We start from the raw sequence: 12,254 nt of genomic DNA, 5'->3' as shown, positions 1-12,254 counted from the left end.
CCCCCTATATATCGAAAGCCAGTTGTATTAGCTATCAACTACCACAACTGGCGCTCTTTTACATTAAGCTTCTAAGTCTTCCCCATTAGACTCTATTACTTTTTTATACCATGAAAAGCTATCTTTTTTAATTCTTTTGCCTGTACCATTTCCTTCGTTATCTAAATCAACGTAAATGAAACCGTATCTTTTTTCCATCTGTGCGGAGGAGCAGCTAACGATATCAATCGGTCCCCAAGCGCAATATGCGATTATTTCTACGCCATCATACATAGCGCGTTTCATTTCTTTTAGATGAGCGGATAAATAATCGATTCGGTAATCATCATGGATTTCGCCATTTTCTAATTTGTCATACATTCCAAAACCATTTTCGGCGATGATAATTGGTTTATGATATCTGTCCCAGTACTGCGACAATGCGTTATACAATCCTTTTGGATCGACTGCCCATCCCCACGGATTAGCTTTAAGATGCGGATTTGGTGTAATCGAAGCTGGGTCCAAATCATTTCTTTTGGAATCTACCATTTGGGAATAATAATAGGAAAGTGCTAAATAATCCATGGTATTTTTTTGTAAAATGGCTTTGTCGTCTTCTGTGATTTCAATATGAATATTATTTTCGTCAAAGTAGTTAAGCGCATACTTTGGATATTCGCCTTGGAACTGCACATCTGCGAAGAAATATTCCATACGATTACGTTTCATTGCGAGGACGATATCATCCGGATCGCATGAGAATGGATAGGCTGTACAATCAGCAAGCATCGTACCAATCATTAAATCAGGATTCAGCGCTTTTCCATATTCGTAAATTTTCGCACTTGCGACAAATTGGTTGTGAACAGCTTGATACGTAGCGGATAAATAATCATCGACAGCATCATATGGAATCGCTGTGGAGTTAAATGGTTCGAATTGAATTAAATTAATTTGGTTAATGACAATCCAATATTTCACTTTTTTATTGTAGCGATCAAGTACCGTTTTGCCGTACTTCTCAAATAAATCAATAACTTTCCGATTATGCCATCCGCCATGATTTAAAACAATTTCCACGGGAGTTTCGTAATGTAAAATCGTAATAATTGGCTCCATACCAAGTTCGATAATTTTGTCGATTAATTGGTCATAATATTTTAATCCTGCTTCATTTGGTTCCGTTTCTTCGCCAGTAGGAAAAATTCGTGTCCAATCCAGCGAAGTTCGGAAAGTTTTAAAACCCATTTCCGCAAGTAAAGCCAAGTCTTCCGGATACGTGTGATAAAAATCGATGCCATGGCGTTTCGGATAATAGTTCACTTTATCTTCTATACTTGCTTTGATATCCGCTAAACTTACTCCTTTATGTTGTTCCTCGCTAATTTCATCATTTGTTTTTCCTTTATGATATTTGTGCAAATCTGCTAAACTAATTCCTTTTCCATCTACTTTAAATGCGCCTTCTGCTTGGTTGGCCGCGATAGCTCCTCCCCATAAAAAGTCTTTCGGAAATTGATAATTTTCAAACATGCTCGTACCTCCTATTTTTTCGTAAGTTCGGTCATTTTTTTGAATAAACGTAGCATATGCTCGCCGATTAAAATTTCACTTTTGGCTGTCATGAGTGTATCTTGCGCATGACAGAACAGTGTGGAATAACGGATTTGATTACCCGATGCTTCTAGTTGAAGTGTATCTGTTTGCAGACTATGCGCGATGACGATTTCTTTTTTTGCAGAGGCGATAAATTCCTCGGCTTCGTTAAACGCTAGTTCCTCTAAATGGTTAAGACCTTTCACTAGGTCATTTCTTGCGTTTCCAGCATGAATTAATATATTCATGGATAGTTCATTTAAGCTATCTGTTTCTTCAACATAGTCTTGCTCTGACATTTTAGTTCCTCCAATCAATTTGTTACCATTTCTTTCTCTGATTCGATTGCGTCTAATTTTTCTTGTTTGAGTAATGAGTTGTCGTATGCTTTAAAGAATGGCAAGTAGACAAGCCATGTAATGACGATAATTGCTAAACAAGCAATCACACCTCGGAAATCTTGTGTTGCAAGATAAGATGTTACGGGGTATGGCATGTACCATAGTAAGAATGATTGCGCGGGAATATTTACTAAGTTCATCGACATAACAAAATAGGCGATGCTTGGAACTAAGAAAGCATTAATCCACGTTGGAATCATTAGATAGGGATTAAAGGCAATTGGTGCCCCAAAAAATAATGGTTCGTTGATGTTAAAAATTGATGGGACAATAACGGCTTTTCCGATTGCTTTTAGTTGTAAGGATTTACTTAAAATTAGCATCATGAGCGATAGTGATAGGGTTGTACCGACCCCGCCGATGGAAATTAAGGCGTATACAGTTTCTTGTGTTGCAATATTTGATGCACTTGCGCCATTTGCTACGGCTTGTGAGTTTTCTGCGAGTCCTGCCATATAAACCGGGTAAATCGCTGGCATCATTACCCAACCAGAAATCCCGAATGTATAAAGAAATGCTGGAATGAAAACCGAAAGCACAAAGCCTGGATAAGATTGAACGATTGACGCGAGCGGGCTAAACACTGCCACAATCACTTCAAAGAAATCAATGTTAAATTGAACAGTTATTAACCAACCAACAATCAGAATAAATGTAATTGGTAACAAGCTATTGAACCAACCAACAACAAAATCTGGAATCGGTGTATCTTCACTGAAAAATGATCGCTTCGCAGCAAAGTTCATTACACAACCAACAAATAATCCAGTTGTAATTGATAAGAACATCCCTGTCGCTCCAAATCTAGATAAAATGAAAACGGCGTCCCCGTCTGCTGAAATAGTTGGAAATAGTAGCATTAAAAATAGAACAAGTCCAGTTGCGCCAGAAATTAACTTTTGGCTGCTATTTCCTTTTTTCTCCATCAGATAGTATGGGATTAAAAAGGCTACAACTAACCCAAACATTCCAAACGAAAAATTACTTATCATCGAAAAGTCAGGCATGCCGGGAAATAAATTTTTAAGTAGTGAAACGATGGTGACTAAAGAACCGACAAAAACGAGCGGAAGCGCAGACATAATTGCATCTTGAATTGCTGATATCCAAGGATTTTTAACAACTTTATTTACTTTTGGCGCAAATTTATTTGTCATAAAATCCATCACTTTGTTGTTCATCGTGTTATCCCTCCATAGTTAAAATGAGATCGAGTGCTTTTTCACCGTTAAGTGTGCCATAAGTTGCTTGCGGAATAATTGATACTAAAACATTTTTATCGGCTACTTTTTGTTTTAAGTCATCCAGCATATAAGCTAAGTGTGGCCCGATTAATAAGTAATCAATTTCATTAATTCTTTCATCTATTTGTGACTCACTGGCTGCTTTCACCGTCACTTGTTCTCCACGTTTTTTTGCTGCTTTTCTTATTGCTGCCGCCATGAATCCACTTGAAGCTCCTGACCCACAAATGAGTAAAATGTTTTTCATTTTGTATCCTCCCTTTCCTTAACTTACTTTTATTATATAAATGGCTGAATCCGCTTACAAATATGTTTTTTTCCTACTGGTAGGAAACTGCATAAAAAAGAACCCCTCCGCTTGAAGCGAAGGAGTTTCTTAATAATTTGTGTTAGTCACGATATTTCAAGTTAATGAATTTCACTTGGATGTATTCTTCCATTCCGTAGTGGCCGTTTTCGCGACCGAAACCAGAATGCTTCACACCGCCAAATGGAGTTTCTGGGTTAGAAATCGCAATTTCGTTTGCACCAACCATCCCATATTCGAGCGCCGCGCCTACTTTTTCTACGCGAGCTAAGTCTTTTGTGTAGAAATAGGAAGCAAGACCAAATTCGCTGTCATTCGCCATTTCGATAGCTTCGTCTTCCGTTTCAAATGTGATGAGCGGGATTACTGGACCAAATGTTTCCTCATAAAAAATGTCCATTTCACGAGTAACATTATCTAAGACAGTTGGTTTGTAGAAGTTCCCTTGGTCATAGTCGGAACCTGTTAAACGACCGCCGCCAGTTAGGACTTTGGCACCTTTATCTGTTGCATTTTTAAGCTGTTTGTCGATTTTGTCTATCGCATCTTCGCGGATAAGTGGACCAACATTCACATCATCTAAACCGTTACCTACTTTTAGTTGTTCTACTTTAGCAACTAGCGCCTTAGTGAATTTTTCTTTGATTTCTTTGGCAACGAAAATTCGGTTCGGCGATACGCATACTTGACCGTTATTACGGAATTTTGCGGCAACTAAATCATTTACAGCAGCATCCAGGTTCGCATCATCAAATACGATAAATGGCGCATGTCCACCAAGTTCGAGTGAGATTTTTTTCAGTGTTTCGGCTGATTGTTTGAATAGTGTTTGACCGACTTTCGTGGAGCCAGTGAAAGTTAGTTTACGAACATCATCACTGTCAGTTAACGTTTCGCCGATTTCTTTGGAACTACCCATAACAATATTAGCCACACCTTTTGGCAAGCCGGCTTCTTCAAAAATCTCGAAGATAGCTAGGGCAGAAAGTGGCGTATCTCCGGAAGGTTTTAATACAATTGTATTTCCTGTTGCAAGCGCTGGTGCAAGTTTCCGCGTCACCATACCACCTGGAAAATTCCACGGTGTAATAGCCGCAACTACGCCAATAGGTTGTTTTTTCACGATAAACGCATGATTATTTGGCGCTGGGATAGTTTCACCATATAATCTTCTTGCTTCTTCTGCAGCGAATCGGAAATTTTCTGCGCCAGTTAGCACTTCTCCTTTTGATTCTTTTAGCGGTTTACCTTGTTCAAGCGTCATAATTTTTGCTAATGTATCTGCTTTTTCTTCCATTAAATCGGCAATTTTGTGTAATAATTTGACGCGATCAGGTAGTTCCATTTTTGCCCAATCAGGAAATGCCTCTTTTGCAGCTTTAATGGCTTTTTTGGTTTCGTTTGGTCCAGCTTGGGCGATTTTAGCAATAACTTCTCCGTTTGCTGGGTTTACAATATCTTTTATTTCTTTATTATCTCCATCCGTCCATTTTCCATTAATAAATAATTTTGTTTGAACTTTTGGTAAGGCTGTTTCTTTAATACTCAAAAATACCACTCCTCAAAAAAATTTTTCTGCACGAGCTCTTGTTGCTTATCTTATAATAGTGTTTTCCACAAATCGAAAAATTTAATCAGGATTTTCCTTTCCAACTGGCAAAATGATTTTTGGAAAAAGTCATTCTATCCCAACATGGCGGGAACGAGAACAGTCTCTAAAAAACTTTAATTTTTTTCAAAAAAAGCTAGCTACATCGATTGTAACTAGCTTTTTGGTCTTAACTTTCTTCAATTGGTTGATGTATTTCTTCTTTTACCTTTTTAGGCGCATTTTTCTTATAAGCAAGGAAGTAGAATAAGCTAACAAAAACTGCTCCGCCAACTACATTTCCTAAGTAAACTGGGATGACGTTCCAAATGAAATCCGCCCATGAATAGTAACCCGCGAAAATCGCAGCTGGGATAATAAACATATTGGCGACAACGTGCTGAAATCCGATAGCTACAAATGCCATAACCGGGAACCAAATACCAAGAATTTTTCCTGCGAAGTCTTTTGCCGCGTAGCAAAGCCATACAGCAATCCCTACAAACCAGTTACAGCCAATTCCAGAAACAAAAGCAACCCAGAAAGGATCTTTAATTTTTGCACCAGCTGTAGCTAGCGTTTTTGGTAAGAAATCGCCTTCTGTTAAGCCAACGAAATGTCCGAAGAAATAAGCGACAAAAAATGCACCCACTAAGTTCATGACGGACACAATTGCCCAGTTTCTAAGTAATTGTTGGAAGGAGATTTTTTTGTCGTACCAAGCAATCGCAACAGCCATCATGTTGCCAGTAATTAATTCTCCTCCACCGAGCAAAATACAAACGAGGCCGACTGGAAAAAGACTGGCGCCGATAAGCGTTGCAAAGCTCCCCCATTCGTGAGGCATTGTTCCTACTGCACGTATGTATAATAAGTAACCAAGAGATATAAAAGCTCCACCTAAAAAGCCTAGCAAAACAAGTGTTAATGTACTTGAATTTGCTTTTTGGGTCCCTTTTTCAATCGTAATCTCTGTTACTTCCTGCGGGCTGTAATATCCCACATGAATCCCTTCCTTCTTGTTAAAATAATCACAAAATAGCGTTTTTATTATAGCATACTCAAAAACAGCTTGCTAGTATAAAAAAGCCCAGAACAAAAGTCCCAGGCTTCTTCTTACGTATGCAATTCTTTTACGACAGGAATCCTAATTTCGATATTTGCTTCGTTGCTTCCTTGTTTCGTATACACTTCCAATTTGAATGGTAGTGGGTCAAAAACGGGGTTGTTCGCTGTAATATATGGTTTGTAATTTTTTTCTTGAATGGCTATGGCAATTTCTTCGTAGCTTTCAGTTAGGTCAGTATCCCTAATATGCTCTGCTACAAAATACGTATGAGCTGGAACTTCAATCCACTCAAGAGGTTCTTGTAAATGAGGATATTTTTGTTCCACTGGAATTACCGAATAATGAGTAATTCCGTCTTCTATATTATGGACAGAAATACCATAAAACGTTTTTTGTTTGGAAAAATCATCTAGTTCTCGCGCAAGTTGAAGCATTTCTTTGAAGGCTGTTTTTATTTCTGTATGAAGAGCTTCTGTTTTAAGACCTTCTCGAACGAGCGCAATACCAGTGAATCCTTCCCATTCCTCCAGTCGCTTCAATCTAATTGCCATGATTATCTACTCCTTCACAAAAAGCATCTCATACAAGCTAATTTATTTATCTGTATACCATATGATAAATACCCGTCTGATGGCATGTTAAAACAAGATGCTAATAAGAATAATTACAGCGATAATAATGACAAAAGATAACCAAGCAACAGGGCGAGCTGTGTTAATCGTCCAGCCAATCCCAAAGCGTTTTTCTACAAACAAAGCTGGATCATTTCGGTTAAAATAAATAACGCCTGCTTTCCAAAAAGAATCATCATCCCGAATTGGTTTATTGACACCATCAGGTTGGTCAGCAAATTTAAGTCTGCTACCGCCTTGCCCTACTTTCACAGCAAGAAGTACGGTTCCAAACAGAATCAAAACAACGGAGATAATTATCGTTGTCATCATCCATTCAGCTGGAAGTGCTAGTAAAGTGACTACTTGCATAATGAGAAAATCAATTACCATAATCGTACACATAATTAACATAGCTTTACTAGAAATCTGTCTAAATAGGAGGCCCCGTTTTAATGAATCAGTAGGGTTTTCGTTCTCTACGGATTGTTTGCTCCTAGCAATAACAAAATTAATAAAGATAAATAACGCAATCATTCCTAGCTGCATCATTGGTAATAGCAACACGACTCTCGGTGATTTTGCAACCGTATTCGTTACTGCCCCACTCATATCAAAATGGATTGGAAAATCAGCAGGAGCTACTGGATAAAAAACGACTGTAATTGCAAGCGTAATAATAAAGATAAGTAGTGGCACGACAAACCACGTATACGAGATAACCATTTTTCTGCGATGAAAACTAGTGTCTACCATTATGATAGAATTAGTCGAGATTTCTCCCGCCTCTATTTTATCTCTTTTCCACTGTAAAGTTGTGTGGTGAAAGCGATAATAAATAACAAAAGAAACGATTAATTGCCCAAACATCGAAGCAATAAAAATACCCGCTTGCATATTCTCACTCGAATGAAAGCCTTGAATTAATGCGATTCCGATAATAGCAACGAAAGAGGTCCACAAAACCACTTGCCCAACATATTGTTTTTTTAGTTGTGTTAATTCTGCATTCCGGTTAGCACGTTCGCCAACATTTACTCCGAAACATTCTGATTTTCTTATTACAAAAGGGGTTATTGCTTGCAGTGAAATGATAGCAATACTGACAAAAATATAAATGATAATTTCCATTTCTACTCCACTCTCCGTCCATGCATTTCGTCAAAAATAGCCTTACTTACTTCGAGCCACTTCTCTTCAGTAACACCGCGCACAACCGATTCCGCGATGAGTGGCTTTAGTTTCGTTTGTAATTTAGCAAAAAATAACTCATCCGCCTTAGCTACGCCATCTGGATGAATTACTACTCCTTTTTGACGATGTATTTGAATAAATCCTTCTTGTTTTAAAATTTGGTAGGCCTTGTTTACTGTATGAAAATTAATACCAATATCTGCGCCTAAACTTCGAACAGAAGGTAATTTATCTCCTGGTAAAAGTTCCCGTTTCGCCATACCTTCAATGATTTGATTGCATATTTGTGTGTAAATCGGTTCATCTGACTGAAGATCTATAGCAAGCAACATAGAAACACCTCTCCCTCAACTGTTATACATATTGTATAACACATATATCGAAACGTCAATAGTAGTAATTCAGTGGCTATTTAAAGCAGTTAATGGTACTATAAAATTTATCAATAAGGTTTTAGAAAGAAGGGGAGAATTTGAAGTTTTCACGTTTTCGAGATAGTAAATTATTTTTTTGGACAATTGAAATTTTAGCGGTTGTAGCCATTTTGTTTGTTCTATTACAAATGAAGTACATATTTTCACCAATTGGCATCATTGTTTCTACATTATTTATGCCGATTTTGGTCGCAGGGTTTCTATTCTATTTATTTAACCCGCTCGTATTATTTTTAGAAAAAAGGAAAGTACCTCGACTTTTGAGCGTTATTTTAATTTTTATTGCTTTTATCACGCTTGTTGTTCTTGCGGTAATGCAACTCGGTCCAACGCTTGCTGACCAAGTAGCTGAACTTGCAAAAGCAATACCAGGTTACTGGCAAGATTTTGAGAAATGGTTGCAAGGTCTCTCGAATAATTCTGCACTAAAAGATCTAGACATAAAACAAGAACTTGAGAAGCTCAACATTTCCTTACCAAAAATCATGTCTGTGGTCGTTGACGGGGTTGCTTCTAGTTTTGGAGCTATTATCTCTTTTGTCTCTAGTTTTGTCATGATTCTTGTAACTGTACCATTTATCGTCTTTTATATGTTTAAAGATGGCCATAAGTTCGTTGAGTCCTCTGGAAAATTTTTCCCAGCAGGTATTCGTTCTGAAGCAAAACAAATTATTAAAGAAATGAATAAAACCATTTCCACTTACATCAGTTCACAAGCGATTGATTGTATGTTTGTTGGTTTATTTACTTTCATTGGGTACTTAATTATTGGTCAACCTTATGCCCTTCTTTTCGGATTCATTGCTGGTGCGACGAATATTATTCCTTACCTTGGACCTTTCCTTGGAGCAGCTCCCGCGGTTATCGTAGCGTTATTCACCTCTCCAGTCCAAGCATTACTTGTCATTGTTGTCGTAACGATTGTGCAACAAATTGATTCTAACTTGCTTTCTCCATATATTATGGGGAAATCATTATCGATTCACCCATTAACTATTATCATTATCTTGATTGTAGCTGGAAACTTAGCAGGAATCTTCGGAATGATTTTAGGTGTTCCACTTTATGCGGTTGTGAAAACAATTATCGTGAACGTTAATCGTTTAATTAAATTGCGGCGAGGTCAGCTGGCGATTGATAATAACCTTCCTGATCCGGATACACCGAAAGAATAAAAAAACGAGCTTTGGGAAACTAGTTCCTAAAGCTCGTTTTTTCTATGCTTTTTTAAAATGGGAAGTGTCATTTAAACGTTCTAATTTGAATAAGCCGTTTTCGTAAGCTAGTACAGTGACACTCGCATTGTCTAGGATAACCGCTTCGTCCATAGATGGTTCGAGTTCGTGAACAATGTTCCGGATGGTATTTCCGTGAGCGACGATAAGAACGTTACCACCAGTTTCGCGATGACGATTGATAACATGCAAGAAACCTTGTTCTACACGTGTCCAAAATGTCATGAAATCTTCCGCATCTCCTGTTGGGTCAGCTGCTTTTGTACCATTCATTGTTTCGCGTACATCGGCATTTTTAAATAGTTCTTCTTGATTCGCATAACCCATATGATGCGCAATTTCGTTCCAGGCAACATCGCCTTTTTCACCTTCATAAGAGCCGAAGAAAGTTTCCCGAAATTCACTTAATGGTTCAAGCGTTAAGCCGAATGCGTGTTTATTTTCTTTTAGTAAATGCCCTGCTGTCGCGATTGTGCGGTGTAAGTCGCTTGAATAAGCTGCAACGAATTCCGTTTCTGCAAGTCCGCGACCACTTTCTTTGACTATTTCAATTCCTTCTGGTGTCAGTGGTGTATCAGCCCAGCCTTGCATGCGCAAGTTTTTATTTAAGTAGGTTTGACCATGTCTTACAAAATAAAGAGATAATTTTTTTCCCATTACGTACTTCCTCCTCCATCGTTGTTTTCTATTTCATTGTAACAAATTCTTCAGATCCTGTTGGGTGGATAGCGACTGTATTGTCAAAATCGGCTTTTGTTGCGCCCATATTAATTGCAACGGCGAATCCTTGAATCATTTCATCTACACCATAACCAATTCCGTGCAAGCCGATGACACGCTCTGTTTTCCCTTCGCAAATTAATTTCATTCGGCAAGGTTCGCGGTGGTTTGTGATGGCTGTGTACATTGAGGTAAAGCTTGAAGTGTACACTTTGATATTTTCTTTGCCATATTTTTCGATTGCTTCTGGTTCTGTTAAACCGACCGTTCCGATAGCTGGATGGCTAAAAACAACAGTTGGAATGTTTTCGTAGTTCAAATGCGCATCTTTTTTGTTATTGAAAAGGCGTTCTGATAAACGGCGGCCCGCTGCAATTGCGACAGGGGTTAATTCATAATGACCCGTTACATCGCCAACTGCATAAATCCCATCCACATTGGTATTTTGGAATTTATCTACAGCGATATGCCCGCTTTCTAAGAGTTCTACGCCTGCTTTTTCGATTTGAAGACCTTTGGTGACCGGTTTACGTCCAATCGCCCAAATAAGTGTATCCACCGTTTCTGTGCGGCCATCTTCCAAGCTCAATGTCAAGCTACCATCTGGATTTTTTTCAACTTTTTGCGGAACAGCGTGCTTATGCAACGTCATATCCGATTGCTCAATAATTTCGGTTAGTGTGTCTGTTAAAAGTGGATCGAAATTTCGGAGTGGTGCATGTTTACGTACGAATAAATGCGTTTCAGATCCAAGTTGTTGTAATACGCCAGCAAGCTCAACCGCAATATAGCCCGCACCAATAACCGCTACTTTTTTCGGAAGTTCCTTTAATGCAAAAAAACCATCTGATGTGATTCCGAATTCTGCTCCTGGAATGGAAGGAAGCGCTGGTTCGCCGCCTGTTGCAATTAAAATATGATCTGCGGTTACTAGTTCGCCGTTTACACGTAATGTTTTTTCATCGACAAATTCGGCATAACCTTTAATCCATTCTACTTTATTATTATCCAGCCCATTTTTGTAGGAACCACGAATCCGTTCAATGTAGGCTTCTCGATTTTCGACTAGTTTTTGGAAGTTAAAGCTCGCGTCCACTTGGTACCCATAAGCATCTGCGTATAAATCCATCGCTTCTTTCATTTGTGCGCCATACCACATGACTTTTTTTGGAACACAACCAACATTTACACATGTTCCACCTAAAAATTTTGGTTCAATTAATGCACATTTTGCTCCGTGCATGGCTGCGCGATTAATCGAAGCAATTCCGCCACTTCCGCCGCCAATCGCAATATAATCATAATGCTTTTCCATACAAAATCTCTCCTAACATTTCTTCATTTTCGTTTTTATAAATACGCTTCGCCCCGCATAATCGCAAGAACCCGCGGATTTGGTAAGTATCGTTTTATCACTTGAAGTTTTTCGTACGTGTCCGTATCTCCTAAATGTTCCGCAATACCCATAGCAACCGCGCTACTTCGACTGACCCCAGCGTGACAATGGACAACAATCTGCGTAAAATCTGGGTGCTCATCCACAAAATCATAAATCAAATCGCGGTGCACCTCGTTAAATAGTTTCATCTCCGCTTGCTCTTTGTCACTAAGCCCCCAGTAATCATCTTCTTCGTTAATATCATTAAAGTGAACGGGCAAAATAGCTTCAAAAAGTGATTCGTGCTTGAGTGGCTGATAGGTTGCGCCGACATCCGCAATACGAATAAGTAAAGTATGCTCTGAGCGCGGCTTAAACTGCACCGCTACTACTTCTGGTACGGCAATTATCCGTAAATCAAATGGATCAAAATCAATTTGGCGCTTTTCTTTATTAATATAATTCGCCATCCTGCATGTCCCCTTTTCCAGTGCA

13 protein-coding genes are annotated in these 12,254 nt (G+C 38.6%); 1 reads left to right on the top strand and 12 read right to left on the bottom strand.

Features of this window, described 5'->3' with window-relative positions:
* Positions 1-63: 63 nt before the first annotated feature.
* The 9 genes from HRK21_RS10385 to HRK21_RS10345 form a co-directional block, all read right to left on the bottom strand.
* Positions 64-1,515 (bottom strand): glycoside hydrolase family 1 protein, encoded by a 1,452-nt coding sequence (locus HRK21_RS10385; RefSeq protein WP_070006804.1) that lies wholly within the window; start codon positions 1,513-1,515, stop codon positions 64-66.
* Positions 1,516-1,526: 11 nt separating this feature from the next.
* Positions 1,527-1,877, bottom strand: coding sequence for a PTS sugar transporter subunit IIA (locus HRK21_RS10380; RefSeq protein ID WP_003727092.1), 351 nt, complete (start codon positions 1,875-1,877; stop codon positions 1,527-1,529).
* A gap of 14 nt (positions 1,878-1,891) precedes the next feature.
* Entirely contained in the window at positions 1,892-3,160 is a 1,269-nt protein-coding gene (locus HRK21_RS10375) for a PTS sugar transporter subunit IIC (protein WP_069888502.1), read from the bottom strand.
* 4 nt (positions 3,161-3,164) lie between these two features.
* Positions 3,165-3,470, bottom strand: coding sequence for a PTS sugar transporter subunit IIB (locus HRK21_RS10370; protein WP_003721482.1), 306 nt, complete (start codon positions 3,468-3,470; stop codon positions 3,165-3,167).
* A gap of 142 nt (positions 3,471-3,612) precedes the next feature.
* Positions 3,613-5,079, bottom strand: coding sequence for an NAD-dependent succinate-semialdehyde dehydrogenase (locus HRK21_RS10365; protein WP_070006803.1), 1,467 nt, complete (start codon positions 5,077-5,079; stop codon positions 3,613-3,615).
* Positions 5,080-5,308: 229 nt separating this feature from the next.
* Positions 5,309-6,121 carry a formate/nitrite transporter family protein gene (locus HRK21_RS10360; protein ID WP_070006802.1) on the bottom strand — a complete coding sequence of 271 codons (813 nt, stop codon included), beginning with the start codon at positions 6,119-6,121 and terminating at the stop codon, positions 5,309-5,311.
* 113 nt (positions 6,122-6,234) lie between these two features.
* Complete coding sequence (locus tag HRK21_RS10355) at positions 6,235-6,738, bottom strand: GyrI-like domain-containing protein (protein ID WP_069888499.1); 504 nt, start codon at positions 6,736-6,738, stop codon at positions 6,235-6,237.
* 87 nt (positions 6,739-6,825) lie between these two features.
* Positions 6,826-7,929 carry a DUF1648 domain-containing protein gene (locus HRK21_RS10350; RefSeq protein WP_003738523.1) on the bottom strand — a complete coding sequence of 368 codons (1,104 nt, stop codon included), beginning with the start codon at positions 7,927-7,929 and terminating at the stop codon, positions 6,826-6,828.
* Positions 7,930-7,931: 2 nt separating this feature from the next.
* Positions 7,932-8,324, bottom strand: coding sequence for a GntR family transcriptional regulator (locus HRK21_RS10345; RefSeq protein ID WP_003724836.1), 393 nt, complete (start codon positions 8,322-8,324; stop codon positions 7,932-7,934).
* Between the two features lie 140 nt (positions 8,325-8,464).
* On the opposite strand from HRK21_RS10345, the gene HRK21_RS10340 reads away from it, so the two are divergent.
* Positions 8,465-9,601 (top strand): AI-2E family transporter, encoded by a 1,137-nt coding sequence (locus HRK21_RS10340; RefSeq protein ID WP_003729418.1) that lies wholly within the window; start codon positions 8,465-8,467, stop codon positions 9,599-9,601.
* Positions 9,602-9,643: 42 nt separating this feature from the next.
* On the opposite strand, the gene HRK21_RS10335 is transcribed toward HRK21_RS10340, so the two are convergent.
* Genes HRK21_RS10335 through HRK21_RS10325 form a run of 3 tightly spaced genes read right to left on the bottom strand, consistent with a single transcriptional unit; the run spans position 9,644 to position 12,229 of the window.
* A complete protein-coding gene (locus tag HRK21_RS10335; protein ID WP_069888496.1) occupies positions 9,644-10,318 on the bottom strand; it encodes a histidine phosphatase family protein in 675 nt (224 codons plus the stop codon).
* A gap of 28 nt (positions 10,319-10,346) precedes the next feature.
* Positions 10,347-11,696 carry a glutathione-disulfide reductase gene (gene gorA, locus HRK21_RS10330; protein WP_070006801.1) on the bottom strand — a complete coding sequence of 450 codons (1,350 nt, stop codon included), beginning with the start codon at positions 11,694-11,696 and terminating at the stop codon, positions 10,347-10,349.
* A gap of 35 nt (positions 11,697-11,731) precedes the next feature.
* Positions 11,732-12,229, bottom strand: a complete 498-nt coding sequence (locus HRK21_RS10325) for a tyrosine phosphatase family protein (protein WP_069888494.1) — start codon at positions 12,227-12,229, stop codon at positions 11,732-11,734.
* Positions 12,230-12,254 lie beyond the last annotated feature (25 nt).

Origin of the sequence: Listeria monocytogenes, assembly GCF_013282665.1 — a bacterium.
Taxonomy (GTDB): domain Bacteria; phylum Bacillota; class Bacilli; order Lactobacillales; family Listeriaceae; genus Listeria; species Listeria monocytogenes_C.
The sequence above is the reverse complement of the archived record's forward strand: the minus strand, read 5'-3'. Positions and strand labels throughout refer to the sequence as shown.

Coding starts and splice junctions, on each gene's coding strand:
- gorA (WP_070006801.1), bottom strand. CDS start 11,696: ATGGAAAAGCATTATGATTATATTGCGATTGGCGGCGGAAGTGGCGGA.
- HRK21_RS10380 (WP_003727092.1), bottom strand. CDS start 1,877: ATGTCAGAGCAAGACTATGTTGAAGAAACAGATAGCTTAAATGAACTA.
- HRK21_RS10375 (WP_069888502.1), bottom strand. CDS start 3,160: ATGAACAACAAAGTGATGGATTTTATGACAAATAAATTTGCGCCAAAA.
- HRK21_RS10325 (WP_069888494.1), bottom strand. CDS start 12,229: ATGGCGAATTATATTAATAAAGAAAAGCGCCAAATTGATTTTGATCCA.
- HRK21_RS10385 (WP_070006804.1), bottom strand. CDS start 1,515: ATGTTTGAAAATTATCAATTTCCGAAAGACTTTTTATGGGGAGGAGCT.
- HRK21_RS10345 (WP_003724836.1), bottom strand. CDS start 8,324: ATGTTGCTTGCTATAGATCTTCAGTCAGATGAACCGATTTACACACAA.
- HRK21_RS10355 (WP_069888499.1), bottom strand. CDS start 6,738: ATGGCAATTAGATTGAAGCGACTGGAGGAATGGGAAGGATTCACTGGT.
- HRK21_RS10350 (WP_003738523.1), bottom strand. CDS start 7,929: ATGGAAATTATCATTTATATTTTTGTCAGTATTGCTATCATTTCACTG.
- HRK21_RS10335 (WP_069888496.1), bottom strand. CDS start 10,318: ATGGGAAAAAAATTATCTCTTTATTTTGTAAGACATGGTCAAACCTAC.
- HRK21_RS10370 (WP_003721482.1), bottom strand. CDS start 3,470: ATGAAAAACATTTTACTCATTTGTGGGTCAGGAGCTTCAAGTGGATTC.